This window comes from Microbulbifer sp. ABE4_465, from assembly GCF_056160765.1.
Genome location: NZ_JBSWXV010000001.1, coordinates 808,544 through 834,814, shown reverse-complemented (window position 1 = coordinate 834,814; position 26,271 = coordinate 808,544). Strand labels below are relative to the sequence as shown.

The window sequence follows — 26,271 nt, the reverse complement described above, 5'->3', positions numbered from 1 at the left end:
CTCACGGAAATCCGGTTGTGCGTCAGTCGTGGCTTATCAGAAGAGTCCGGCCAGCAGGACTTAGTTGTTGCTTTTCTTGCGTGACGGCAGAATGCCCATCAACTTGCAGATAATCCCCAGCATGACTTCGTCGGCACCTCCGCCGATGGAGGTGAGCCGCAAGTCGCGGAAGGCGCGATTGATTGAAGTTTCTTCCATGTACCCCATGCCGCCCCAAAATTGCAGGCACTGATCCGGGATACTGCGAGTAAGGCGACCGGACTTGAGCTTCGCCATGGAGGCTAGCGTGGTTACATCTTCTCCGTTTACATAGGCAGAAATGGCGCGGTAAGTCAGTGCCCTGAGGCATTCGACTTCAGTCTGCATTTCCGCCAATGCGAAGTGTATGGTCTGATTGTTTAGCAGCGGTGCGCCGAAGGCTTCACGCTCCCGAACATAGTCGATCGTTGACGTGACGCAGTTTTCCAGGCCCATCAGGGTCAAGGCGGCGCCGGCGAGCCGCTCCTCCTGAAATTGCAGCATTTGAAGCAAGAAGCCACTGCCTTCATCGCCAATGCGGAAGCGCTTGGGTACCCGTACATTGTCGAAGTATACGGGCGCGGTTTCCGAAGCGCGCATACCCAGTTTGTGTAGTCGCTCACCGACAGTGACCCCCGGGGAATTCGACGGAACGACGATCAGTGACTTGTTACTGTGGGCCTTGTCGCCGCCAGAATTGACCAGCGTGCAGAAAAAATCGGCCTGGGGTGCATTGGTGATCCACATCTTGCTGCCATTGATCAGGTAGTCATCCCCATCCGCGGTTGCCGTTGTGGAAATTGCCGAGACATCTGACCCGGCACCAGGTTCTGATACCGCGATAGAGGCGATCGCTTCGCCCCGTATTGCCGGTGTCAGAAATTCGTCCTGTAACTCCCTGCTGGCAAATTTCGCCAGCGCCGGGGTGGCCATGGATGTTTGAACGGAAATTGACAGTGGCACTCCGCCACAGTGGGCCGCGCCCAGGGCTTCGAGGAAAACGGCTTCATAACTGAAATCGAGTCCCAGTCCACCGCAATAGTCTGGTTTGCTAATACCCAGCAGGCCGAGCTCGCCGAGACGCTTAAAAATATCGCGGATTGGAAAGTGGCCAGCCAATTCCCATTCTTCAACGTGGGGATTCAGTTCCTGATGTACGAACTGCTGGACCGTCCGCTGCAGTTCCCGGTGCTGGTCGGTGATGATCATTGTGCGCTTTCCTGTGTATTAGAACCTGGCCACGCCGAAGCTGTTGTCTCTCGGAGTTTTACTTTCTGCTTCTTGGCAGATATCCAGTAGCAGACCGAGAAGTGTGCGGGTATCGCGGGGATCGATAATGCCATCGTCCCACAGGCGTGCTGTGCATGAGAGAGCATCTGACCCCGCATCCATAAACGCCGCGGTATCATTTTCCAGTTTGTCCAACGCAGCTTTGTCCACTGTCCCGTTACGTTGCATTTTTTGTTCGCTCACGATGCGCATGACTTTAGCTGCCTGCGCTGCCCCCATCACCGCGGTGCGAGCATTGGGCCAGGCGAAGATGAAGCGCGGGTCGAAACCGCGCCCGCACATGGCATAGTTGCCTGCGCCATAGGAGCCGCCGACAACAATGCTGAGCTTGGGAACGCCTGCGTTGGCGACCGCCTGAATCAGTTTAGAGCCATGCTTGATGATGCCATCCCGTTCGACATCGGTGCCGACCATAAAACCTGTGGTGTTGTGGAGGAACAGCAGGGGGATGGCGCTCTGTTCGCACAGCTGGATAAACTGCGCGGCCTTGTTTGCGCCTTTGGGCGTTATCGGGCCATTGTTGCCAATCACGCCGACCACATGCCCCTGGATACGGATATGTCCACAATAGGTTTGCTGGTCGTATTCCGGCTTGAACGGCAGTGCGGCAGAAGCATCTGCGATGCGCGCGATGATTTCGTCTACCAGGTAGGGAACGCGACTGTCGGCAGGGACAATTCCCAGTAGCTCTTCGGGGGCGTATAGCGGCTCATTCCAGGTTTGCGGAGCAAGACTTTGCTGTTGAGTGGGCAGGGCGGCGACCACTTCCCGTGCGATACGGATTCCGTCGCGATCATCTTCCGCCAGATAGTCGCCAGTTCCGGCGATTGACGCGTGCATTTCTGCACCGCCTAATTCTTCTTCGCTGGCAATTTCCCCGGTGGCGGCCTTCAGTAGCGGCGGCCCGGCCAGGAACATACCTGACTGATTGCGGACCAGGATCACGTAGTCGGACAGTCCGGGCTGATAGGCGCCACCGGCGGTGGCATTGCCGTGTACCACGGTGATCTGCGGTATGCCCGCCGCGGACAATCGCGCCTGGTTGGCGAATCCGCGCCCGCCGGGGGCGAAGGTCTCATTCGCGTACATCAGGTTAGCGCCGCCGCTTTGCGCGAGAGTGATCAGCGGCAGTTGGTTTTCACGGGCAATTTGCTGGACTCGTAGCGCCTTCTCCATGCCTGCCGGAGAGATAGTCCCGCCCTTTACCGCGTAGTTGTCGACCCGCACCAGACAGCGCCGTCCGCTGACTACCCCAATGCCACAAATAGCCCCGCCGCCGGCTCCGGTGCCATCGTGGTCGTCGAACATGCGGTAACCCGCCATTGCGCACAGTTCAATAAACGGCGCACCCGGGTCGAGTAGGTGGCTCAGCCGCTCTCTTGGCAGTAGCAGCCCGCGCTCGCGGTACCGATCGGCCTTGGCGTTCTCTGCGTCGATTACCCGTTGCGCTGCGCTGTGGTATCGCCCGAGCGCAGCGAGCATCGCATCGGAGTTGCGCTGGAATTCTTCACTTGCGCTGGAGATCTTTGGTGTAACGGGTTGCATAGATGACACCGTCCGGAAATAATGCCTCAACGCTACCAAGCAAGCGCTTGGTTATCAATAGCCAATATCGTTGCAGACAGATTGTGTGCCAGCAGAAAGAGGAGATCCCCAATTGGTATACGGAGATGGAGTGGGCGACAGCGGTTCTGCTGGGAACTCGCCAGGCGACACCGGACGAAAAACTGGGAGAAAGCCGGTACGTGGTTCCGCCAGAGGGTCGGCAAGAAAGCCCGTGAAGAAGCGAACTGACACAAGCAAGGCACTTTCCAGGCTGGTAGCGGCCGGAGACGTGAGTGACCCTGCCAGTCCGAGGGGCCGGCTGCTTACTGCGGCAGCCCAGTATTTTCAGGACAAAGGCTTTGCCCGCACTACCGTACGAGATATTGCTGCAGAAGTTGGGATCCTCTCTGGAAGTATTTTTCACCACTTCAGAAACAAAGATGAGATCCTCTGTCAGGTGATGCTCGAGGTTACACGGGTAGCCCGGGCGCGTATGGCGGCCGCGGTTTCGGAGGAGCAAGATGCGCGGGGCAGGCTTCTTGCGTGCATCCGTTGCGAATTGGAGGCAATCCATGGATTGGCCGTGCCGGGCTTCTCGATTCTTGTGAGCGAATGGCGCAGTTTGTCGGCGGACAATCAGCGAGCAGTGCTCGCGGAGCGCCAGAGTTACGAGGCCATCTGGATCTCTGCACTGAATGACCGGCCGGAGGGGGCTGGCATCGCTGATGCTTCGCTGGCCCGCAAGCTGTTGTTGGGGGCCCTGGCTCACAGTCATACCTGGTTCAAGCCTCGCGGTCGCGGGTTGTCGCTCGATGCTCTGTCGGAGCAGGCGTTGTTGATGGTCTGGCATAACGGCTGACACACTTTCGGTGAGACCCCGTTCCGTGCAGCTCTGTGATGGCAGTTGGTAAACCTGTACCCCGTTGAATACATGCAAGTTCCCTGAGAACCAGTGCGCAATCAGGTGCACCGGAATCTTTTACTCTCTCGCCGAATGGCAGCCGGTGGCTGTCGTAGATTCCCGGGGTGCGATGGCGCGCCCTGGGGGGTAAGGGGTTAAAAAGGGATCTTCGGGGGCAAATCATGCCGGGACAGGAAAAGTTTCAGATTGTATCTGCGGGCAAAGTCTTGCGATCCAGAAACCCCGATGAGGTCCTGGCGCAAATGTCCAATGCCTTTTCGATCAGTGCGCCGCAGGCGCGCAAGCTATTTTTGAAAGGCTGGGTCATCAAGGATGAACTCTCTCCCGGGCAGGTTGTGCAATATCGCACGCAATTACATCAAATGGGGTTGAAAATAGAAGTTCACCCCGCGGGCAAATTTGATAACAGAGCGATTCTGGCGCGACTGAAATTTGCCAAGCAGCGACAGGAGCGCAAGACGCAGCCGGGCGCAGTAGCCGCGCTAAAGAAAGTGCCCGGTAGCCTGCCGGAGGGGATTGCGGAAAAAGCAACGACAGTCCCTTTATCTACCCCGGCAACCGGTGCCAAATCGGGTGAGGCTACACGCACCCTGAAAACAGCCCCTCCGGTAAAGGCCAGTGCGGTGAAACCCGCGCCAGAAAAAGCGGGGCGGGACACAAACAAATCTGAACAAAAGGACGGCGCTGCCCGGGCCCAGCTGCAGGCGTTGTTCTATCCCGGTGCTTCCCCCGAGGCTACCCCGGTGTCGGCGCGGATGACCTTGATTCCACAGATGCTACTTGGTGCTGCAGTACCTGCAGGTTTTGTCGCCTTCGCGATACTGTGTCTTTACCAGTTGGGAAGTGCGCTTCTGTCGTTACCGCTGGCGGTGCTTGCCGGAGAATTCGGGGCGGGTACTCTGGTGGGCAGTGCAATCGCGCTCACGTTAGTACTCTTTGTCGGCGCACTGGTGCTGCATCCTTTCTTTTTTACTCGTCAGTCGAACATACATTCCGGAGCGGGCTCCATGGGGGGGCTCGAGGCTGCACGCCTGGCAAAGCGGGACGCGCCGGGGTTCTTCCTGCTGCTGGACGTATTGCGTGATACCTGCGGCTTGAGCATCGCGAGCAAGCAGAGAGGACCAAGGAACCTCACCTCCGCCAGCGGTGTACTGACAACCGAGGTGCTGGTTACGGCGGGGACTGACATTCGGGTGGTCCGGGAAAGGTTCTCTCAGCCAAAACTGTCACTGGGGCTCGGTGCTGTGGCCACGCTTGACGGAGGGGACCTGGTCGCGCTTATCGCCAGGGCTCTGTGTAACTACAGCAATCGATGGCTCCGGACCGCGCAGGCGATCGCGTTCGGCACCTTCGATCGGCTGCAGGGGATGCAGGACGCTTTGGAGGAGGGCACGACGCTCTTCGGTGCAGACGGTGAAGTCCCGCTTCTGCTAAAGCCCCTGCACAAGGTTTTGGCGATTTGTGGTCGACCGCTGGCACCGGTGGTTGAACGCCTTCAGGGTGTACACCAGCGTTTGAGCGGACCTTTGGCGCGCAGGCTGGAGGCCCAGGCTGACAAGGCTGCCGGAGAAATGATCGGGGCGGAAGCGTTCCACGGATTTGCGGAACGCTGGAATCGCCTGCTACATGCGGATCTGGTGTGTGGTGAGATCAATCGCGAAGCACAACTACTGGGCAAGCGTTTGGCCAATCTACCGCTGGCGGTACGATGGATGTATGCAAATATGGATGCGCAAACCCTCAAAGGTATCGATGCCGCCATGGCGGAGGAAACTGACTGCTGGGCACGGGAGGAACCCGCTGGCCACCAGCGTATTGGCGCAGTGGAAGAGCACCAGGCGCATGCGCAATTGCAGCGGCTGGACTTTTCGCTACAAAAGCTATTTGTGGATTTCACTGAACTTGCCACCAGGGTTAGTCGGGTAGGGGGCGACGACAGTTGCCGGCCGGTAGAGAACCGGTTGCTACTGGAAATTGACAAGAGTAGCGAGGCCGCACAGCAGGTTCTTGCCCAATACTTCAACCGTGCGATTCCTCGGGACTTTATGTTCCTGCAGCCACCGGGTAACAGCGAACTGGCAGACCTGGACTTGCAGGCCTCGATTGACTGGCTTCGCGGCCGTTTGGTCGACTTGCAGGAGCTTGAGCAGCGGATCGCTCAACTGCAGTTGCAAGGCGCACGCATACAGATTGGTGCGGCGCTGGTGCGGGCGAATGTGCGGATTGACCCCCGTAGCTACGACCTGAGTGGAACGACGCCGGCGGCGACGGACGAATCACGCCAGGATAATCGGGTGCGTATAAAAGAGTGTCTTCAACAGCGGCAGCAGTTGCACAGTATGTTCTATCAGCGGATTACCCGGGTGATTGCGACGATGGTCGTGTCGGACCGCAGCCGCGCAGAGGAGATCGTTTTGCGTCTGCGTACATTTGAGGTATTGCGGGAGCCACTGGCCGCACTCAATCGCTACAACGATGTCGTATGTGAGTTGATCGAGCGTGCTCCCGCCCAGGAACTGCCCACTGCGGTGCTGCAGAAGTACCCGCAGCTGGTTAGCCAGCAAATTCGCCAAATTGAGCAGGGGGCGCAGACCCAGCAAGTGCCGCTAAGCCCGGTACAATTCGAGAAACTGAAATCCTGTGGGGAAGGGGAGTTGATGATACCAACGGCTGTCCGTACCAGTGATATGGTCAGTGCCCTGCAGGCGCTGGAGTTACGCGGCAAGACGGCTAGCGGCGTGGTTATGGATGCGTACCAGGAGGAGCTGGCACAGCTGTTGACTCTCTGCCTCGCAGAAGAGGCGCGCCTCAAGGTAAAGCCACTACGTCTCGCGCACATCTGACCCTTTTCGCAGGGATGTCGGGTGGAGCTCGACCCGCGACGTACTGGACTCTAGACCGCCGGGGGCTCAACCCCCGGCGAGCTTGACGGTATATTTCTTCGCTTCCAACACCGCTTTGATTTCTTCGCGCTTATCGCCTTGAATCTCGATGATCCCTTCCTTGAGCGCACCGCCACAGCCGCAGCGCTTCTTCAGCTCGGCAAGCAGTAGCTTGAGCTCCGCGTCAGTACCGTCTACACCGCGCACGCAGGTCACGCCTTTGCCCTTACGGCCTTTGGTTTCCCGTTGAATCCTTACAATACCGTCGCCCTTGTGGTGCTTCTCCTCCTTGGCGGGCTCTTTGATACGGCCGCGGTCTGTGGAGTAGACGAGTCGGTTCTTTTCGCGCATTTTGGGTTTCCTGCTGGTCGGCGGATTGCGGAATGTCGGAGAAATTCAGGTGGCGAAGCATAGCGGATCCCGGAGCTGAATCAAAAACCGGCATATTCTGCGCCTTCGGTGTCAGCTAGAATGTCTGCAATTGCATTATGGATAACGAGAAGGACCTGATTGCATGCCTCTCACGGGAACCCGCAAGTGGCTGAACGAAGTGATTTTTGGTACCGATACGCCAGCGGGGAAATATTTTGACGTCGTCTTGATTTGGGCGATTCTCCTGAGCGTGACACTGGTGGTTCTGGCATCGGTGCAAAGCCTGTGGGTTCGCTTCGGCGAAACCTTCTATGTGCTCGAGTGGTTTTTCACGGCCCTGTTTACCCTCGAGTATATGGCGCGGGTGTACTGCGCACGCGACCGCCGGGAGTATGTCACCAGCTTCTATGGTGTCGTAGATCTGCTCGCCATTCTTCCAAGTTACCTCGCCCTGATTTTCACCGGCGCCACCTACCTGATGGTTATACGCCTGTTGCGGGTATTGCGGGTTTTCCGGGTGCTAAAGCTGGTCCGCTACCTCAGTGACGCAAATATCCTGATGCGCTCCCTGTGGCAGGCAAGGCGGCGGATTTTTGTCTTCTATACCAGTGTCCTGGTGCTGTGCATCATCTTCGGCAGCATCATGTTTGTGGTGGAAGGGCCCAAGCACGGCTTTACCAGTATTCCGAAAAGCATCTACTGGACCATTGTCACCATTACCACGGTGGGCTTCGGCGACATAACTCCGCATACCCCGCTGGGGCAGGCAATTGCCTCAATGACCATGTTGATTGGTTACTCGATCATCGCCGTGCCCACGGGCATTGTTACCGCAGAGCTGGCCAACGAAATCGGGCGTGAGAAGCAGCTTGCCCGTTGCCACAACTGCGGCAAGGCCGGCCACGATGCAGATGCAGAGTACTGCAAGCAGTGTGGTTACCGCCTGGAAGACTTTGAGGAGCCGGTGGGCGAGGAGCATTAAATCCTGGCTACCCGGTTTTAGTCCGAGTCACCGGGGTAGTGCGCCTTAACAGCCCCGCGGCGATCGGATATCCTTGCGCCCCGTTTCGACGGCCGCGCCCCTCATGTGGTGGCGGCCAGAGTCCTTCTCAGATCAGCTCTCTCGATTGGTAAGTATTTCCATGGATATTCAGGGATATTGCGCCCCGGGGTTTGAGGCCCTGTACGATGCTTTTGCGGCAAATTTTCGTGACCACGGCGACGTAGGCGCTGCGTTTTGCGCAGTACAGCACGGAGAGGTTATCGCATCCCTGTGGGCAGGCAGCGCTGACCGGGCGGGAGCGGTTGCCTATCAGGAAGACACCCTGGCGAATGTATTCTCGTCGTCAAAGGGCATACTTGCGCTGATCGCATTGCAGCAGGTTGCCGCGGGCAAGCTGGATCTCGACCTTCCCGTAGCCCATTACTGGCCCGAGTTTGCCGAGGCTGGCAAGTCCAGTGTTACCGGGCGGCAGCTGTTGTGCCACCGCAGTGGCGTTATTGCGTTTCGCGATAAAGTCGCGGATGACCTCATCTATGACTGGAATGCGGCACTCGAACAAGTGGCGAAGACTGCCCCCTGGTGGGAGCCAGGAACACAGCAGGGTTACTCGCCGTTTCTCTATGGTTGGACACTAGGCGGGCTGATTGAAAAAGCCAGCGGCATCGACCTGTGTGACCTGTACCGTAAAGGCATCGGTACCCCGCTGGAACTCGACGGCGGTTTCGGTGCGGTGGGGCACCGCTCTACGCAGATTGCCGATGTGGGTCCGCTGAAAAAGCCGCTTCCTGAGTTGCGCCCTAACGCCATCGGGCGCTCAATCAAGGAGGACCGGAAGGGCCCCGTCGCCACGGCGTTTACCAACCCCGTCACTCTGATGATGGGAACCAATGGCGAGCAGTGGCGCGGCGCGCTGATTCCGGCAGCCAACGGCCATTTCAGTGCGCGTGACCTGGCTGTGGTGTATGGCGATTTGGCCAGTGCGGATCCGCGGTTGTTATCGGGCGATGTGCTTCGTGAAGCAGCTGCCGAGCAGAGTCGTGCCCGCGACGCCATTCTGCAGACGGACGTTGCCTTCGGTTGCGGTTTCCTGAAAGCGGGTACCGCTGAAGACCTGGCATTCGGCGGAGAGAAAGGGTTCGGCCACCCGGGAGCCGGGGGGAGTGTGGGCTTTGCGGACCCGGAAGCGGGAGTCGGGTTTGGATACGTCACCTCTCGTATGGGACAAAGTCTGTTTATGGATCAGCGTGCCGTAGGCCTGAAAGATTGCCTGTACCAGTTACTGTGAGCCGGTTGTGTGCAGACACTACCAATTGTCAGCCGTTAGACGGCGACCAATGAACATACCAACGGAAGTAAACCCATGAGCGATACCGTTCAACAGCTGGAAGCCCGTGTCGACGAGCTGGAAACCCGCCTGGCATTTCAGGAAGACACGCTCACCCAGCTCAATGACACCATCGCCCGGCAGGATGCCCAGTTGCGCGCGCTGCTCGGTCGCCTCAAGGAGGTGTCCGACAAGTATCAGGATCTTATGTTCGAAATGAACAAAGGCGACAAGCCCGGTGATGAAAGGCCGCCACATTATTGAGAGGGCCGGCAAACACCCTGTCGAATTTCCAATGTCTCAAGTGAAACCCATCACCGGAATGTCATCCGCGGGCAGTACACTTTCAGCGCTGCGCCTTTTTCTACGCGAGTTTCTGGAAATTTACTGATTTTCCGCTCCTTCCCCCCTGCCAGCCCTTGACAAATTTTTTCCACATAAAAATCTGACCTTTTGAACTGTTCACGGATTCGCTGGAAATTGATATGCGGCGCCTCCTTGAATTTATAAATCATTGATTTTAAAGGAAAAAATATAAGGGGGTAAAAAGTGCGCAAATCGCTGGGGGCTAGGAATTGCGCCGTATATCGCGCTGTTTACGATATTCATGCACAAAGTTATCCACAGATCTTGTGGAAGGATCTATTACACCCGGTTACATGGGAGGTGTGTCGCGCGCCCACAGGGTAATGGCAGGGGAATTCGCGAGGTGTAATCGTCCGCACTGGTGAGAATGATGATGGGGTCGGTGAACGTATTTCAGCGAGAGCATCGTAAATAAATATTCCCGCCAAATATGGGAAGTGAGCGGTAGACCGAAAGGGACTTTCCGCATAATCTTCGTGCCAATGGCGAACACGGTTCAGCCTGCAGTCAGCTTGCAACAGTGAAACTGCTTCATATTCCACCCGTCATCAGTAAAAGCGTTAGGAGAAAGCTTAATGAAAAAATGGGTCGCGATTCTTGCTCTGGGCTCACTGGTTGGTTGTACCTCCCTGGATCCTTACACCCAGGAAAGTAAAACCAGTAACGCCGCCAAAGGCGCAGGTGCCGGTGCCGTCGCAGGCGCTATCATCGGCGCGGCGACAGCCAGTAAGAGCGATCGTAAAAAAGGTGCAATCACCGGTGCTCTCGGTGGCGCAGCCATTGGTGGCGGTATCGGTTACTACATGGACCGCCAGGAGATGGCGCTGCGTCAACGTCTGGAAGGCACTGGTGTACGTGTTCAGCGTGAGGGCGACAACATTCGCCTGATCATGCCGGGCAACATTACCTTTGCTACCAACCGCTTCGAAATTCGCAATGACTTCTACGGAACCCTGGATTCCGTCGTTCTGGTTCTGAACGAATTCGACAAGACTGCTATCCGTGTTAGCGGCCATACCGATAGCACTGGTTCTGACGTTACCAACCAGACCTTGAGTGAGCGCCGTGCTCAGTCTGTGGCCAACTTCTTTACCACTCGCGGTGTTGCCGCCGGTCGTGTGCAGGCCGTGGGTTACGGTGAACGTTACCCCATCGCCAGCAATGATTCCGACGCTGGTCGCCAGGCCAACCGTCGCGTAGAGCTGGAACTGTTGCCGCTGCAATAGGCAGGGCAAACCAAGGGCGCTTCTGCGCCCTTTTTTGTGCCTGATGAGAATCAATGATTGGTGTTATCCAGGGAGAGGATGATGGCCTGGGACAATTCACTGGCAAGTGCGAAGGACCACTTGTGCGCGGTGGCCCTGAAAGCCGTAATGCTGATCGTCGCGTTGACTGGCACATATGCCGTCGCCGACGAAGTGGCGCGGGCCGAAGTAGCTGGCGATTCGCTCACCGCACCTTTGAAGCGCCAGCTCGACAAGGCGGAGCTTGTTGCGCGGGTGGAAATTACCGGAATCCACCGGCTGGTTGATCACGCTTTGTCCGAGCCGGGGATGATTGCCGTGCTGGGTTACGTTTACTCCGGGTCGGCACAGCGGGTGTGGAAGGGGGCATCGGTTGGCAGCATCGCCTTTCGAATTCACCTGGCGGACTGCCAGGAAAAATTGCAGGTAGGGCAAGAGTATCTGATTTTTGCCCAGACCAGTTCCCTCGGGTACCTGGAGCTACTCAGTTGTGAGGCCGCCGTTGCCAACTCCGACGCTGGAAACCTTCTGGCGCAGCTGGACCGGTACTATCAGGGGTAGGCCCTCGATGGTGCGGGTACACGCAAGAAGAGGGGCCTGCCGGGCACTGATTCCGGGGGGAAAGTATGATGCCGGCGAGTGTTCCACGACACGCCCATAGAATCTGCCCGAATATCTGTTTGGGCCTTTATAAGTATAAATACTTAAATGCTGGAACAATGTTCCTTGAAGTGCAGCAATAGGGGATTATTCTTATCTGTATTGGCGTCGGCTTCCTCAGTGGTGCCGAATCCACGCCAACCGATAACGACGGGGCAGGTACACCACCTGTGCTCGCCGCCAGGTCCCAGGATCTGCCCGATCGTTTTGCTCTCATTCCAACCGACCAGGGGTCAACGGGACTATGAAAAAACTACTATTGCCACTGATTATTCTTTTGCTGATTATCGGCTACTTCATGTCCAAAAAATCGGACGACTCCGTGGGCGACGCCTACGACAAAATGGAAAAGCCGGCCATAGAAGACACCCAGCCTGCGCCGGGTAGTGATTCCACCATGCCCGATTCTTCCAGTGATCCTACCATGCCGCAGGAAAGTGACGATGTGGCGCCAACCACCACCGACCCCCAATCTTCCGGCAGTAGCCTGATGGACGACACCGAAGACGCGGCGCGTGATGCTGGTGATGCGGTGAAGGGTGCGGCCGATGACGCGGGCGATGTCATGAAAGATGCCGCGGATGATGCCGGGGACGCGCTTAAAGACGCTGGCGAGGCGACCAAAGATGCGGCTGAGGATGCCAAGGACAAAGCCAAAGAGGCCTGGGACGATCTTAAAGACAAGGCCAAGAGCGAAGACGAGCCTCAGTAGTAAAATACTTTCTCGCTGTCAGTCTAAAGAAAAGGTCGCGACTGGTTCGCGGCCTTTTTCTTTTCTACGCTTTAAAAGTAGTTACGAAGTTATGACAGACGATGATCGAGCACTGTTGGCATCACGACCACGATATTCTGGAAATCCGGCCGGTAGCGGAGCTTAAACCCGCGGAATTTCGTGCGCTGGCCGCACAGGTGGACCCGGTGATCTGCGAGCACGGCAGCTTGCGGGGCCTGCTGATCGACGCGCGTCATTTCCATGGCTGGCAAAATTTTGCCACCCTGGTGTCCCACTGCGTATTCACCCGCAATCAGCACCGCCACCTGCACCGTATCGCGGTACTCTCAGACAATGTGCTGCTGGCCTTTATGCCGCAGCTTTTAAATCATTTCGTTGCGGCAGAAGTGCGGCCATTCCCTGGCACCGGGGAGGAACCCGCACTGGCATGGCTCGCGCATCCCGGGTAAATTGCTCACGCAATACCCCTCGAATTATTCGGATGTGCCCAAACCATGCAGCTGGCAGTTACCGCCGCAGATGAAACCACCGCAGCGTACGCGCAAACCCTCGCCGAATCGCTTGAACTTCCGTATCTCGGTGTCGAGCAGGAAAAATTCATCGAAGAGTTTCCCTTCGTACTGCGTCGGGGCGAGTCACTGCAGCTCTGTGCCACTGGCCGCAAAGCTCCGGGTCCTGTCACCGTTGATTTCGTCACGGGCGCCGTGGCACATCGCCGCAAGTACGGCGGGGGTAAGGGGCAGCAGATCGCCAAAGCCGTCGGAATCCGCAGCGGTTTCTATCCCCAGATTCTCGATGCCACCGCCGGCCTGGGCCGCGACGCATTTGTCCTCGCTTCCCTTGGCAGTGAAGTGCGTATGCTGGAACGTAATCCGGTGGTTTACGCTCTGCTGGAGGACGGTATTTCGCGCCTGCGCGAGGCTGCCCAGCATGATCCGGAACTCGCTCCCATTGCCAGCCGCCTGATCCTGGAGCCGAGAGTCTCCAGTGCCGCGGCCTGGCTGGCAGACCAGGGGAGCGAAACAATCCCGGTCATCTATCTGGACCCAATGTTCCCCAGTCGCGACAAGAGTGCCAAGGTCAAAAAAGAGATGGTCGCGTTCCACGAGATCGTCGGTAGCGACGAAGATGCGGATGCCCTGATGGCACCCGCGCTGGAGACCTGCTATTACCGCACGGTGGTAAAGCGACCGCGGCTCGCCCCTGATCTAAACCACAGGAAGCCGAACCTCCGCTTTGAAGGCAAGTCGGGACGCTTTGACGTGTATACCAAGCATGGCGTACCGGGCTAGCAGTTAACCGCGTTGACCGCCAGGCCGCCGAGTGATGTCTCTTTGTACTTGCTCTGCATATCGATCCCGGTCTGGCGCATGGTTTCGATCACGCTATCCAGGGGTACGATATGCGCCCCTGTACCGCGCAGCGCAAGACGCGCAGCATTGATTGCTTTCACGGCACCCATGGTGTTGCGCTCAATACAGGGTACCTGGACCAGGCCGCCGATCGGATCACAGGTCAGCCCAAGGTTGTGCTCCATCCCGATCTCTGCGGCATTCTCAATCTGATGGTTGGAACCGCCCTGAACCGCGGCCAGCCCGGCGGAAGCCATTGAGCAGGCCACCCCGATCTCTCCCTGGCAGCCAACTTCGGCTGCGGAGATCGACGCATTCTTTTTAAACAGCATCCCGATAGCGCCGGCGGTGAGCATAAATTCCACCACCTGATCTTTCAGGTCCCCGTGCTGCGCATCGTCGTGCACAAACTCCACGTAATACGCAATGGTGGCGGGAATCACGCCGGCCGCGCCATTTGTCGGCGCCGTGACAATTCGCCCGCGCGCGGCATTTTCCTCGTTGACCGCCAGTGCGAACAGGCTTACCCAGTCGAGAATCGAAAGGCCCTGGCAGCGTTCCTCCCTGGATTGTTTGGATAGCTCGCGGAAATGCTCTTCCGCGCGGCGGCGTACGCCCAGCCCGCCAGGCAGGGTGCCACTCTGACGACAGCCACGCTGAATGGAGGCATCCATGACCTCCCAGATATTCCAGAGCGCATCTTTGATCTCCTGTTCGGAGCGGAATGCCTTTTCGTTCTCCATTGCCAGTTCAGCAATGGTCCAGCCGTGCCGGTCGCACAGGGACATCAGCTCCTCGGCGGAACTGAAATCGTACGGGAGCAGGGTGGCAATCTGTTCCTTGTTGCTGAAATCTTCTTCGGAGAGAACAAAGCCGCCGCCGATGGAAAAGTAGCTGCGCTCGAACAGGCATTCGTCGCCGGCAAACGCCTTGCAGGTCATGCCGTTGGAGTGTTGTGGCAGGAACTCCTCCTTGTGAAACACAAGGTCGCGCTTTCGCTCGAAGTGAATGGCGCGCTGGCCGTTCAGGATCAATTGCTGGTGGGTGTCGATACCCGCAAGGCGGCCGTCGATAGCATCCACGTCGATGGTATCCGGCGCTTCGCCCTCGAGGCCCATCAGCACTGCCATATCGGTGCCGTGTCCGACACCGGTCAATGCCAGCGAGCCATACAGGTGGACTTCGACGCGCTCCGTCTTGACCAGGTCGCCGCGAGCGTCGAGGTCACATACAAATTGACGTGCCGCCACCATGGGGCCGACGGTGTGAGAACTGGACGGGCCAATGCCGATTTTGAATAGTTCGAAAACACTGATGCTCATGTGTTCGGTGTATCTCTCGCCATATCTCGCGGTGAACTCCGCAAGCGTTGATTATTAGTGTAGTTATTGGGCTTTTGCGACCGCGCAAAGGTGCCCTGATCTTTACAGGCGCACACGTTCGCTGAAGCGAAACGGCGTCGCAATACTGGCGGAAGAAATCAATATTTTATTTGGCGCGGGCGGGCGCCAGTGCGACAAATGGCTGGTTTGTCGCGGCCGGCGGTACAGAATGCTGTGAGAAGTGAGACGTTTTGGGGATGTGCGGTCATGTCGGAGGAGGCGCAGATTTGTTGCTCAGGGGGCTGTGGCCGTGAGCGTGGCGCGCAGTGGCGCCGGATGCCCCTCAACGGTCTTGCTGGGATCGTCTGGATCCAGGAAATCCTCCAGGGATTCAAACTGCATCCAGTCAGTACGACGCTGTTCTTCCAGGGTCGTGCGGTCCAGGTCGACGGTTTTCACGTCCACAAACCCGGTCTTGCGCAGCCAGCTTTCCAGGGTCGCGGTGCTCGGGAAGAACCACACATTGCGCATCTTGGCGTAGCGACCCTCGGGTACCAGGCATTCGCCCAGGCTACCGTCGATTGTCAGGGTCTCCAGTAGCAACTGGCCGCCCGGGCGCAAGGTTTCTCTCAGCTCGCGCAGGTGATCCAGTGGCGAGCGGCGGTGATAGAGCACGCCCATGGAAAGGGTGGTATCGAAGGCCTGCAGGCCCGGCGGTAGTGCCTCGATTCCCAGGGGCAGCACATCCACCGGTTTATCGAGGCCCAGGTATTTTTTCAGGGCGTAAAATTGAGCGACAAATTTGGCAGAAGGATCGATCCCGATAACTCGGCGCGCGCCTGCGCCATACTGCCGCCAGCAGTGGTAGCCACTGCCGCAGCCTACATCGAGCACCAGGTGGTTGGTGAGGTCGTGCAGGTGCGGTGCAACCCGATCCCATTTCCAGTCCGATCGCCATTCGGTGTCGATAAAAATATCGAACAGCGTCCAGGGGCCCTTGCGCCAGGGGTGCAGTTTCCGCAGTTGTGTTTCCAGCTCGGAAAGTTGTTGCGGGGTGGCGTCTGCGGCGCAGCCGATCCGGACTTCGGAGGCGGTTTCCTGTGAGGAGGCGGAGATATCAGGCAGCGACTCTAGCACCTGCTGCCAATCTGGCAGGTCGCCCCAGCGTGATGGGCTGAGTCCGTCGGCTATCTGTTGGGGCAGGCTGGTGAGCCAGGGGCGTAATTCCGGCGTGTGCTGAATGCCGGCGTATAACTGGGTGTAGTCAATCATGGTCAGCTTTGAGTGGAACGGGCCATCACTAGTGGTCCATGCGGAAAGTTGTGTAACTGTTCGCTTCGCCAAAGTGTCCAGCTCTGCGTTGAGAAAGCTTGAAATAGAACCACTATTCCTGCGCTTTCTCGCCTTGATCTGAACACTTTGGCTGTGCTCCTTAGTTACCGAACTTTCCGCATGGACCACTAGGAGAGGGCAGTTATAAACACGGCAATACCGGAACGCATCAGGTATCGCGCCGTTTGATGGCAATCATGGAAGCGAAATTAAAGCACTGGAACCACACGTCGACGCTATCGAAACCCACATTTTTCAGGCGGGTGCGATGGTCGTACAGGGTTTCGGGGATCAGAACGTTTTCCAGTGCACTGCGCTTCTGGGCAATTTCCAGCGCACTGTAGCCGTTGGCCGCCTTGAAAGAGTGGTGCAGATCGATCATCAACTCGTGGTGATCGGTATCGGAAAACGCCACCTTCTCTGACAGAATCAGGACTCCGCCGGGGCGCAGTCCGTCGTAGATCTTTTGCAGGATGGTTTCACGTTCATCGGTGGCGATAAATTGCAGGGTAAAGTTGAGAACCACCACGGAGGCATTTTCGATAGTTACGTTCTGTAGGTCGTCGCACACCAGTTGCACGGGAAGCTGGCCGCTGTCAGCCGCCAGTACCGTGCGCGCCCGTTCGACCATTGCGGCGGAGTTGTCCACCGCGACGATCTCACAGTCTGCCGCCGGGATTCGGTGACGCATGGCCAGGGTAGCCGCACACAGCGAGCTGCCCAGATCGTAGCAGCGGCTGCCGGCCTGGGCGTAGCGCTCCGCGAGGGTACCGATCATGGCCACGATGGTGGTATAGCCCGGTACCGAGCGCTGGATCATATCCGGGAATACATCCACCACCGACCGGTCAAACGTAAACCCTGCCACCTGGCCCAGCGGGCTGGCAAAGATATTGTCCTTTTTACTGTCAGGCTTGCTCACTGGGCGACTCACAGCTTTTCTTCGTGCAGGTCCAGTGCCAGGCCCGCGTCGCGGCCCTGGTTGCCGGTTACCACCGCGGTGCTGGCTTTGTCTGCCTGCAGGTAAGTTCGACCAACCCGCTGCAGATCGTCCAGGGTCACTTCAGTAATTCGGCGGCGGAACGCCTGGCGTACTGCGTGGGTGCGACCATACAGGTTCGAGTGGAAGGCCTTTTTGGCTTCGCCAGCTGGAGAGCCGGGTTTGTCCATGCCACCCACCACGCCCAGGATGGACTCTTCCACTTGCAGGTCGTCGTGCGTTTCGTTCAGCAGCCACTCCACGGACGCATCGAAATCTTTCAGCGTCTCTGCCATGCGCGGGTCGCGATAGGAATAGAAACGGAATGCGCCAATCGTCGCGTCGTGACTCGCCCCACCGCCGTATGCGCCGCCCTGTTCGCGAATGGTGCGGTGCAGGTAGCCGTTGCGCAGGAAGCCCCCGAGCACGGCAAGTGCCGCGGCGTCCGGGTGTGACATGGGCACGGTAGGGTAGGCTTTGGCACAGAAGTTTACCTGGCTGTTGGCCACCCACATTTCCTGTACCGGGCGCGGTGTGAAATCGTCTTTCTCGGCGCCGTAGTGGGTACCGTTGCCGTTCGCCAGCGGGGTGAGCGCGCCAGTGAAATCCGCTAGCTTCTCTTCCTCACCGATCAGCAGGAACTGACGTTCCGCACCGAGAATTTTCTGGTGAATCGCGTTAAAGGTCCCGGCGACGTTTTCGAGGCCAGCGTTACTGTCGAGACTTTTGATCAGCGCTTTCAGCTGGCGCAGTCCCTGGAGACCGCCAAACTCGTGGCTATCGGCGGCGGCGCGGTTAAACCCGGCACTGGCGGCGGCCATGGCAAGGGCGTGGCCGTTGCCGACTACAGACTGTTCGCGGCGGGCCAGGGTTTGCAAAAGCAGTTCTTTAATGCGCGGCAGTTCGTCAAAGCGCACCTGCTCCATGGTTGCCTGCATCAATTCGGTCAGGCCCTGTTGATTGGCGGCAAGTGCTTTGCCGGACAGGATGAAATGGCCTGTCTGGCTGTGCAGATCTTCGAGTCCGGTGCGTTGGCTGGTGAAGCCGTGCAGGGACCCGGCGACTGCCGCCTGCCATTGCTGGACCTGCAAATAATCTTTCTCCCCCAGGCCGACTTCGCTCAGGGTCTGGCAGTAATAGGGCAGCAGGAGGCGCTCCTGGTCGGTAAAGTCCGGTAATGAGGCCACCAGCTGTTGGTAAACCAGCCCGTTGGTGCCGGCACTATAGCGGCTGACCTTGTTGCCATTCACCTCGACCGTTTCGCCGTCCACCCGCGGTAACTCTGCGGGAATGTCTTCTACACCCACCTTGGGCAGAATGGATTCATCGTCCTTGCGTTGCTGGCGCTCCGCCAGGGCCTGGGCAGTCTGGATGATCTGTTGTTTCTCGCCATCGCTGAGTTTGGCCTTGATGTCGGCCAGGCGGTTCTTTTCCGCCTGGTCGGCGCGCGCTGCCATATCCGGATCCGGAGCCAGGACCAGGCGCACCCGGTGCTGGTTTTCCAGCAGCAATTCGCGCGCGGCATCGGCGATAAACTTTGGATCTTTGATCTGCTCGCGCAGTTTTTCCAGAGTGGCGTCGATATTCAGCAGGCCAACCGCATCGCCCCGGTGTGTGGCACCGGAAAGTGCGGTCAGGATCAGCTGCAGGCCATAGGGATAGCCATCGCCGCCGATTTCCCGCTGTTGCAGTTCAAGCTGGTGCAGCGCGGCGGAAACCTGTTCATAGGGCACCCCATTTTCCGCAACATGCTCCAGTACCTTCAGTACCTGCTGCTCAAACTCGTCCGCGCGCTCGCGCTCACTGCCTTCAATGCCACACACAAACACCAGCTCGCGCTGGCTGTCATCGAGGCCGCACAGCGGAGAGGGGGACTGACCCAGCTCGGTCGTTTCCAGAAGTTTCATCAAGGGGGAGGCGCTGTTGTCCAGTAACACACCGGACAGCAGGTGGGCTGTCAGAGCCTGTTCCAGGTCGGTTACATCGCCCAGCAGCCAGCCGAGGACGTGGTGGGTTTTCTCTTCCTGGCCTTCGTCGGCGGGCAGGGGGTATTTCTCCTCCACGCGCACTGGCGCCACATACAGTTTTTCCCGCCCGACACTGATGACTTCGTCGAGTTGATCGAATTTGTGCAGGGCTTTCTCTTCAAAGATTGCCTGGTGTTCCGCCGCTTCAATGTCACCGAACGTCATGAAGATGGCGTTACTCGGGTGGTAGTGGGTGCGGTAGAAGTCCACCAGTTGCTCGTAGCTGAGGTCCGGAATATCCGCGGGCTCGCCACCGGAGTTGTAGTGGTAGGTGGTGGTGGGGAACAGGTACTTGCTGAGTTTCTGCCACAATTGCGAGGTGACAGAGCTCATGGCGCCCTTCATTTCATTGAACACCACGCCCTTGAATACCAGGTCGCTGTCTGCATTATCCGTTTCGGCGAACTCCAGGCGGTGCCCTTCCTGGGCAAAGTCCAGCGGGTCCAGCTTGGCGAAAAAGACCGCATCCAGGTACACATCCAGCAGATTGTCAAAATCCTTGCGGTTCTGGCTGGCGAACGGGTAGGCGGTCCAGTCGGAACTGGTGAAGGCGTTCATAAAGGTGTTCAGTGAGCGCCGTATCATCATGAAAAAGGGGTCGCGCACCGGATATTTGTCGCTGCCACACAGAGCGGTATGCTCCAGAATATGGGCTACGCCAGTGGAGTCGTGGGGTACGGTGCGCAGGGCCACCAGGAAAACGTTCTCCGGGTTGTCCGCGGCAATATGCAGGTGCTGGGCGCCGGTGCGGCGGTGGCGGTACTCTTCCACGCGAACGCCAAGAGACTCGATCTCGGCACTGGTAATTGGTTCGAATGCGGGGTGTACGTTGCTCAAAAGACAGCTCCAATGGGTAATGGGCGGTGGCCCCAGGATCTACAACAGGGCCAAATCGGCGGTCATTTTAGCGCCGAGCGGCGGCGAAATGACAGGGTTGACAGGCCAGAGTGTGTAACGATCTAGTGTTGACACCAGTGCCACCGGTGCGACACTTCGGGCCGCACGTTATTTATATGTAATTGACGCAATAAATGTAGTCGATGGGAGATCTTGTGTTGAATTGGATGGATATTGCGAGCCTTGCAGGGTTTTGTATTACCTGGGCTGGCTATACGGTGTTCGCACGTCGCAAGGCCAAGACGGCCTGGTGCCTGGCGTCGTCCATGCAGTGGTATCGAGTGGAGTGGATGCTGCGCATGCTGGAGCGGGATATGCGCATGCCCGACGCCGCCATCCTCAGTAATCTTGAGCGGGTTATCGGCTTTTTTGCGTCTACCAGTATTCTGATTCTGGCGGGTCTGGTAACCGCGCTGTCCGCCAATAGCGCGGCCGTTGAGGTATTGAGCAGCCTGCCATTCGCCCAGACCACCACCGTCGAGCAATTTGAGCTGAAGGTGTTGGTGCTGATCCTTATCTATATTTTCGCGTTTTTCAATTTTACCTGGTCTCTGCGTCAGTATTCCTTCGCCAATGTACTCCTCGGTGCCGCGCCAGCGGTAGAGGAGCAGGATGTGACCCGTGAGGAGCGCCGCCGCTATGCGATCAGCGCGGCCAAGGTGATCGATCAGGCCGGGCACAGCTACAACTACGGCCTGCGCTGTTTTTACTTTTCCATGGCCGTGATGGGCTGGTTCGTGCATCCGCTGCTGTTTGTGCTGGGGTTCCTCGCTGTCGTGTGGGTGCTGTATATGCGCGAGTTCCGCTCGCGCACCCTGCAGGTGATCCTCGCCGCAGAGGGGCGCTCGCTGGATCAGGCGCGGGACAAGTAAGCTGCCGTGAACGATCGAAATTTTGACGACCTGGCGGAGCGCTTTCGCAAGCGTATTTACGGTGGGCTAAAGGGCGAAATCCGTCTTGCGGTGTTACAGCGGGACCTTGCGCCTTATGTGAGCTTGAGCGTCGAGCAGGATGCGGCACTGGTGGTGCTTGATGCGGGCGGTGGTCAGGGGCAATTTGCGTTGGACCTCGCGCAGGCGGGGCACCAGGTCTGGATCACCGATATTTCTCGAGCCATGCTGGATTTGGCAACCGAACAGGTTGCGGCGCGCGGTCTCCAGAGCCGGGTTACCCTCGCCGAGATTCCTCTGCAGGCACTCCGGGCAGCGCAGGAAATCCCGTCAGCAGATCTTCTGCTTTGCCATGCGGTGCTCGAGTGGCTGGTTGAGCCACAGCAGGCCGTGGTGCATCTTGCGGACAGCCTCAATGCCGGCGGCTACCTGTCGCTGACCTTTTATAACCGCCGGGCCCTGGAGTTTCGTCTGTTACAGCGGGGTAGCCTGCGGCAATTGGATCGGCATATCGAAAGCGATAACTGGGGTGGGCACCCCGGTAGCCTGACGCCGCAGAATCCATTGCTTCCGGAGGAGGTTATGGGCTGGGTGGAGCTGGCGGGCCTGTCTGTGGTGGCGCACAGCGGTATTCGCTGCTTTCACGATTTCATGACGCCGGAGATGCGCGACAAATTGCCCGCGGAGGCCATTGTGGAGAAGGAATTGCGCTATTCCCGTATCGATCCATACCGCCAGTTGGCGCGCTATGTCCATCTGCTGTGCCGAAAAATCTAGTAAGGTTTCTTAATCGCCCAACTGTTTTAGCAATAGCGCCTTGGCGGCGTTGATGCGGGACGCGAGATAGTCGTTGCCGCCGCGATCGGGGTGGAATTTTTGAATCAATTTGCGGTGTGCGCCGATGATCTCGTCCCGGCTGGCATTGGCTGAAACACTCAGGATGCGCCGGGCTTCCGCTACGGTCAGCTGGGGTTCCGGGTCCGGTTTGGTGTGCTTGCCACCTTCTGCATTTTCCTGAGTTTGCTCTTTGCGCGCTTTTTCCTGCTGCTTCTGGGCGCGAGCCTGGGCATGCTTGGCAATGAGCGGTGCAACCCAGGGCAGGTGGCGGCCAAAGGTGCGCCACAGTCGATTGATGATGGGGAGCACCACGGCCACCGCCGCGCCTACCCAGTGCAGGCGACCGGTGACCGCAAGCAAGACGGCTGCCAGCGCCAGAGCAACCAGCACATATTGAATGATGAGCTTGCGTCGCTGCTCGGGTGGGCTGTATTTGAATTTCTGGATTGCCAGCCAGGCAAAAATGCCGACGGCAAGAAGCAGGATCATGCGGCCCAAGGTTTACTACTCCAGGCAAGGAACGAGACGTTAGGCCGCAAGCGTATCAGATGTCGATGCGAAAGCCGACGGCCATAAAGCTGTCGTACTGCTGGCGGGCGACGGCGTTGCTGTCGTCGTAGGCATTTTCCCAGTACAGGCGCACCCGCTCATTCCAGCGGTACTGGAATCCGAGATAGTACTGAGCCAGTTTGTAGCGATCGGCGTCTATCAGTGCGGCGTCAAATTCCGGGTCATCGGAGACCAGATAGTTGTGGCCACCGTAAACGGAATAGCAGTTATCCGCCCCCCAAGTGTAGCTGAGGAAGGACTCAGACCCCTTGGCATCAAAGAAGTTGGTGATGCCCATTACGGAGCCCGCTGGGGCAAGTTCGTTGTTCTGTGAACGCTGGAATACCACGGCGCCGTAAAACCCTTTGGCAAACGCCTCTTTTCCGTAGTACATGCCGAGAGCGGTCGTCCAGTCGTTACTGCTCGAGCTGATCGGGTAGTTGCTGTCGATCAGCACCCGCTCGCCACTTGAGGTATCGAACACGAGGCCGTTGTCCGTCTGGATATCCAGCTTCACCCGATTGTAGGCGGCCCCGATAAAGAATCCGTCACCGATATCTGCGCGGTAAACCGCGGCAATGCCGTGGCTGATGCCGTACTCGCAATCTCCGACGGGGCACTCCAGTTCAATGTCCGGTCCCAGATCCACGTTGATCTCCAGGTCCGCCACATGTGCCGCGTACTGAACCCCGATCTTGAATTCGCCCGCTTCCGTTTCCCAGGACTTGCGCCAGGCGAGGGCGCTGTCAGCGCGGCCCGATCCCGTTACACCGCCGTCGGTACCCAGCGCGTAGGTGCCGCTGGCGAGACCACCGGACACGTTGTACCAGTCGGTGATATAAGTGACTTCGTAGTAAACCCCCCATTGTTTACCGGCGGAAAAGTCACCCCACTTGGGATGCTTGGCAAAGCCGTGCCCCTGCCTGAGGTACAGAGAGAGATCGGTTTCCCCCAGGGCTGCCTGTTGGTCACCCTGAATCACAACATCCTGCACGGAATTAATTGCATTCACGCCCCATTCAACGTTGAAGCCGGTATCCCAGCGGTCGTATGCGGGAACGTTCAGACCGATGCGAATTCGCGAAGCGCCATTCTGCATGGAGGTGTCGCCAAAGCTGTTCACCATATGCGCGGTGAGGTAGCCCTCCATATAGAGGGTTACCTGGTTTGACTGGTAAATCGGTACCGCGGTCACGTTAGATGCGGCAGTAATCGCCGAGGCGGCCAGTAATGTGCGGCGGATGCTTGGCATGATAATGTACTCTTTTGTCGTGTCGTTCTGTGCAATCGAATTTATGGAGTCGGGCAATCGACACAATTCGGTATTTTTCCCAAAGCAAAAATAGACCAGATCGCCACATCAATTTGGCATAATGATCCGACTTCGCAGAAATGGCAGTGTCTACTTTATTTTTGTGGGATTCGCCGCAATCAAGTCATTCAATCGCAGAATGGATTTATTCGATCGCAGTAGGTGGGGGAAGAAAAATTGAGTGAAAGCCAATCGCTAAGTCGTCAGATGTTTGGACTGGTGGTGCGAAAAAATGCGCATCCGGATATGCGAAAGTTACGGCGGGAAGCGGGCGACGCCAGTCTGCACGGAAACAAATTCTGGAGAAGTTCCTGCCTCACCATGGATCACCTCAGGAAGCATCCGCTGAAGAAGGGCGCGAGAGTGCTGGATCTGGGGTGTGGCTGGGGGCTCGGCGGGATTTTCTGTGCCAAAGAGTTTGACGCCCGAGTGACTTCCCTGGACGCGGACCCGAGTGTGTTTCCCTTCGCGGAGTACCATGCGGCGTTGAACGGGGTGGAGATTGAAACCTGGCGTTGCCGGTACGAAAAGGTCACCGAAGCGGCGCTGCGAGAGTTTGACGCGGTTATTGGCACTGATATCTGTTTCTGGGATCAGCTGGAAGCACCACTTTACAATTTGACCCGGCGTGCGCTGCGTGCAGGGGTAGGGCGGGTGATGCTGGTGGATCCGGGCCGGTCACCGTTTCGGCAGTTGGCGGAACGGGCCGCAGAAAAACTCGACGCCCAGTATATCGAGTGGCAGACTCTCCGCCCCATGAAGGCCTCGGGCTGCATAATGCTCGCGGGCAATGAATAGACACCGTCATTTACGGCAATTCGAGGTATTCCATGCAGTTTGACAAGTCTCGTATCCCGACGCCAGGCGAAGCACTACCCGGGCGCGCCGAACCGATGCCGATCGGTGGCAAGCATTTTATATCGGGTCGCTCAATGGTCGCGCCTTTTCCTGAAGGCCTGGAGCAAGCCGTGTTTGGCATGGGCTGTTTCTGGGGTGCCGAGCGCCTGTTCTGGGAGATAGACGGCGTCTGGGTGACCGCCGTGGGATATGCCGGTGGGAGTACCCCCAACCCCAATTACCAGGAAGTCTGTAGCGGTGGTACCGGCCACACAGAAGTGGTGCTGGTGGTTTTTGATCCGGAGGTGGTTAGTTACGGTGCGTTGCTGCGCCGTTTCTGGGAGGAGCACGACCCGACTCAGGGGATGCGCCAGGGCAATGACCTCGGCACCCAGTATCGCTCGGTGATTTATACCTATGGGCCTGAGCAGGCGAAACAGGCCAGCTCTTCGGAAGCTGCCTTTCAGCAGGCTCTGCAGGAAAAAGGGTACGGAGAAATCACAACCGAGATTCTGCCCGCGCCCACCTTCTATTATGCGGAAGAGGATCACCAGCAATACCTGGCGAAAAACCCCGGTGGATACTGCGGGTTAGCCGGAACCGGTGCCTGCCTGCTGCGTTGAGTAGGCAGCAGGTTCCTACCAGTCTGGATATCAGGCGGAGGCGGCGGTGTTGCGCGGATAGAGGATGTGCGCACACCAGTCGCTCCAGCTTCCCGGGTACAGCTGTGCGGGTCGACCAATCAGGTACAGTGAAAACAGGTTTACGCAGGCGGTAACGCCGGAGCCGCAGTAACACACGATATTGTCGTCTGCCGGGATGCTCTGCCAGTGTTCCCGCAGTGACGCCGCTGAAAGCACCATTCCGTCTTCATCGGTAATGGCCTGCCAGGGTTTGTTGATAGCGCCAGGGATATGTCCGGCGATAGGATCAATGGGCTCTTCATTTCCCAGGAAGCGCTTGTTTTCGCGCGCATCTACCAGTTGCCAGGGCGGGGTGTTCAGGTGTGGGTAGATGTCTTCGTAAAAGAGCAGTTCGTTCGCGGTGGCTTTCGCGGTGAAATCACCGGCGAGCGGCGTGTGCGCTTCTCCGGTTTCGATGTCCAGGTCTTCACGTTTCCAGGCATCAAAGCCGCCGTTCAGTATGGCGACCTTATCGTGCCCAAAATGCCGTAGCAGCCACCAGGCGCGGGCGGCAAACGCGAAGCGCTGCGCGTCGTACACAATGACCTGGGTATCGGCGGTAATGCCTTTGGCGCGCGCGAAATCGGTAAATTGTTGTTGCGAAGGGAAGGGGTGCCGACCGCCGTAGCGATCGCAGGGAGCGGATAGGTCCCGGTGTAAACTGGCATATTGGGCGCCGGGTATATGTTCGGCGAGGAAGGCGTTGGCACCGGCCTCGGAATTTGCAAGGTCGTATCGGCAATCAAGAATGACCACCTGGCCATCCGTGTTGTGGTGTCCCTCTTTATGCGCCAGCAGTGCTGCCAGCTCGGAGACTTCAATCACACCCTGATAGTTCATAGCTACTGCTTTTTATCGTCGTTATGGACACCAAATTAAGCCTCTACAATGAATT

The 26,271-nt window shown here is 57.9% G+C and carries 24 protein-coding genes; 14 read left to right on the top strand and 10 right to left on the bottom strand.

Annotation, left to right across the window (positions count from 1 at the left end; all coding sequences use genetic code 11):
* Positions 1–60: 60 nt before the first annotated feature.
* Together ACXAG1_RS03375 and ACXAG1_RS03370 are read right to left on the bottom strand one after the other, a co-directional pair.
* Entirely contained in the window at positions 61–1,227 is a 1,167-nt protein-coding gene (locus ACXAG1_RS03375; protein ID WP_475092834.1) for an acyl-CoA dehydrogenase family protein, read from the bottom strand.
* A gap of 18 nt (positions 1,228–1,245) precedes the next feature.
* Positions 1,246–2,853 carry an acyl-CoA carboxylase subunit beta gene (locus ACXAG1_RS03370; protein WP_475118921.1) on the bottom strand — a complete coding sequence of 536 codons (1,608 nt, stop codon included), beginning with the start codon at positions 2,851–2,853 and terminating at the stop codon, positions 1,246–1,248.
* Positions 2,854–3,085: 232 nt separating this feature from the next.
* On the opposite strand from ACXAG1_RS03370, the gene ACXAG1_RS03365 reads away from it, so the two are divergent.
* Positions 3,086–3,712 (top strand): TetR/AcrR family transcriptional regulator, encoded by a 627-nt coding sequence (locus ACXAG1_RS03365; RefSeq protein WP_475092836.1) that lies wholly within the window; start codon positions 3,086–3,088, stop codon positions 3,710–3,712.
* 305 nt (positions 3,713–4,017) lie between these two features.
* Positions 4,018–6,618: a hypothetical protein gene (locus ACXAG1_RS03360; RefSeq protein ID WP_475118920.1), complete on the top strand. Its 2,601-nt coding sequence runs from the start codon at positions 4,018–4,020 to the stop codon at positions 6,616–6,618.
* 66 nt (positions 6,619–6,684) lie between these two features.
* Here the strand turns inward: ACXAG1_RS03360 and yciH are convergent, their stop codons facing one another.
* Positions 6,685–7,008, bottom strand: a complete 324-nt coding sequence (yciH, locus tag ACXAG1_RS03355) for a stress response translation initiation inhibitor YciH (protein ID WP_475092838.1) — start codon at positions 7,006–7,008, stop codon at positions 6,685–6,687.
* Positions 7,009–7,171: 163 nt separating this feature from the next.
* On the opposite strand from yciH, the gene ACXAG1_RS03350 reads away from it, so the two are divergent.
* From ACXAG1_RS03350 to ACXAG1_RS03315, 8 genes are all read left to right on the top strand, one after another.
* Positions 7,172–8,011 carry an ion transporter gene (locus tag ACXAG1_RS03350; RefSeq protein WP_475118919.1) on the top strand — a complete coding sequence of 280 codons (840 nt, stop codon included), beginning with the start codon at positions 7,172–7,174 and terminating at the stop codon, positions 8,009–8,011.
* Positions 8,012–8,171: 160 nt separating this feature from the next.
* Entirely contained in the window at positions 8,172–9,317 is a 1,146-nt protein-coding gene (locus ACXAG1_RS03345; protein ID WP_475118918.1) for a serine hydrolase domain-containing protein, read from the top strand.
* A 75-nt stretch (positions 9,318–9,392) separates the two neighbouring features.
* A complete protein-coding gene (locus ACXAG1_RS03340) occupies positions 9,393–9,620 on the top strand; it encodes a SlyX family protein (protein ID WP_475092841.1) in 228 nt (75 codons plus the stop codon).
* 677 nt (positions 9,621–10,297) lie between these two features.
* Complete coding sequence (locus ACXAG1_RS03335) at positions 10,298–10,948, top strand: YiaD family glycine zipper/OmpA-like lipoprotein (RefSeq protein WP_475118917.1); 651 nt, start codon at positions 10,298–10,300, stop codon at positions 10,946–10,948.
* A gap of 81 nt (positions 10,949–11,029) precedes the next feature.
* Positions 11,030–11,527, top strand: coding sequence for a hypothetical protein (locus tag ACXAG1_RS03330; RefSeq protein ID WP_475118916.1), 498 nt, complete (start codon positions 11,030–11,032; stop codon positions 11,525–11,527).
* Between the two features lie 343 nt (positions 11,528–11,870).
* Positions 11,871–12,338, top strand: coding sequence for a hypothetical protein (locus tag ACXAG1_RS03325; RefSeq protein ID WP_475118915.1), 468 nt, complete (start codon positions 11,871–11,873; stop codon positions 12,336–12,338).
* Between the two features lie 101 nt (positions 12,339–12,439).
* Entirely contained in the window at positions 12,440–12,808 is a 369-nt protein-coding gene (locus ACXAG1_RS03320) for a SpoIIAA family protein (RefSeq protein WP_475092845.1), read from the top strand.
* A gap of 45 nt (positions 12,809–12,853) precedes the next feature.
* Positions 12,854–13,651: a class I SAM-dependent methyltransferase gene (locus ACXAG1_RS03315; protein WP_475118914.1), complete on the top strand. Its 798-nt coding sequence runs from the start codon at positions 12,854–12,856 to the stop codon at positions 13,649–13,651.
* Here the strand turns inward: ACXAG1_RS03315 and ACXAG1_RS03310 are convergent.
* The 4 genes from ACXAG1_RS03310 to ACXAG1_RS03295 form a co-directional block, all read right to left on the bottom strand.
* Positions 13,648–15,033 (bottom strand): L-serine ammonia-lyase, encoded by a 1,386-nt coding sequence (locus ACXAG1_RS03310; protein ID WP_475092847.1) that lies wholly within the window; start codon positions 15,031–15,033, stop codon positions 13,648–13,650. The genes ACXAG1_RS03315 and ACXAG1_RS03310 overlap by 4 nt on opposite strands.
* Positions 15,034–15,327: 294 nt before the next feature.
* The gene (cmoB, locus tag ACXAG1_RS03305) at positions 15,328–16,305 is read right to left on the bottom strand and encodes a tRNA 5-methoxyuridine(34)/uridine 5-oxyacetic acid(34) synthase CmoB (RefSeq protein ID WP_475092848.1); all 978 of its coding nucleotides are present in this window, start codon (positions 16,303–16,305) and stop codon (positions 15,328–15,330) included.
* Positions 16,306–16,534: 229 nt separating this feature from the next.
* The gene (cmoA, locus tag ACXAG1_RS03300; RefSeq protein WP_475092849.1) at positions 16,535–17,287 is read right to left on the bottom strand and encodes a carboxy-S-adenosyl-L-methionine synthase CmoA; all 753 of its coding nucleotides are present in this window, start codon (positions 17,285–17,287) and stop codon (positions 16,535–16,537) included.
* An 8-nt stretch (positions 17,288–17,295) separates the two neighbouring features.
* Positions 17,296–20,208, bottom strand: coding sequence for an insulinase family protein (locus tag ACXAG1_RS03295; RefSeq protein WP_475092850.1), 2,913 nt, complete (start codon positions 20,206–20,208; stop codon positions 17,296–17,298).
* 215 nt (positions 20,209–20,423) lie between these two features.
* On the opposite strand from ACXAG1_RS03295, the gene ACXAG1_RS03290 reads away from it, so the two are divergent.
* The gene (locus ACXAG1_RS03290) at positions 20,424–21,140 is read left to right on the top strand and encodes a DUF599 domain-containing protein (RefSeq protein ID WP_475092851.1); all 717 of its coding nucleotides are present in this window, start codon (positions 20,424–20,426) and stop codon (positions 21,138–21,140) included.
* Positions 21,141–21,146: 6 nt separating this feature from the next.
* Positions 21,147–21,935: a methyltransferase gene (locus ACXAG1_RS03285; RefSeq protein WP_475092852.1), complete on the top strand. Its 789-nt coding sequence runs from the start codon at positions 21,147–21,149 to the stop codon at positions 21,933–21,935.
* A 9-nt stretch (positions 21,936–21,944) separates the two neighbouring features.
* Here the strand turns inward: ACXAG1_RS03285 and ACXAG1_RS03280 are convergent, their stop codons facing one another.
* Both ACXAG1_RS03280 and ACXAG1_RS03275 read right to left on the bottom strand, forming a co-directional pair.
* The gene (locus ACXAG1_RS03280; protein WP_475093943.1) at positions 21,945–22,484 is read right to left on the bottom strand and encodes a J domain-containing protein; all 540 of its coding nucleotides are present in this window, start codon (positions 22,482–22,484) and stop codon (positions 21,945–21,947) included.
* A 55-nt stretch (positions 22,485–22,539) separates the two neighbouring features.
* On the bottom strand, positions 22,540–23,796 hold the full coding sequence (locus tag ACXAG1_RS03275; protein WP_475118913.1) for a porin: 1,257 nt from the start codon (positions 23,794–23,796) through the stop codon (positions 22,540–22,542).
* 237 nt (positions 23,797–24,033) lie between these two features.
* Here ACXAG1_RS03275 and ACXAG1_RS03270 point away from each other — a divergent pair, with 237 nt between their 5' ends.
* The gene (locus tag ACXAG1_RS03270; RefSeq protein WP_475092854.1) at positions 24,034–24,654 is read left to right on the top strand and encodes a class I SAM-dependent methyltransferase; all 621 of its coding nucleotides are present in this window, start codon (positions 24,034–24,036) and stop codon (positions 24,652–24,654) included.
* A gap of 32 nt (positions 24,655–24,686) precedes the next feature.
* Positions 24,687–25,316 (top strand): peptide-methionine (S)-S-oxide reductase MsrA, encoded by a 630-nt coding sequence (gene msrA / locus ACXAG1_RS03265; RefSeq protein WP_475092855.1) that lies wholly within the window; start codon positions 24,687–24,689, stop codon positions 25,314–25,316.
* 30 nt (positions 25,317–25,346) lie between these two features.
* Here msrA and ACXAG1_RS03260 read toward each other — a convergent pair whose 3' ends face one another.
* Positions 25,347–26,216, bottom strand: a complete 870-nt coding sequence (locus tag ACXAG1_RS03260) for a sulfurtransferase (RefSeq protein ID WP_475118912.1) — start codon at positions 26,214–26,216, stop codon at positions 25,347–25,349.
* Positions 26,217–26,271 lie beyond the last annotated feature (55 nt).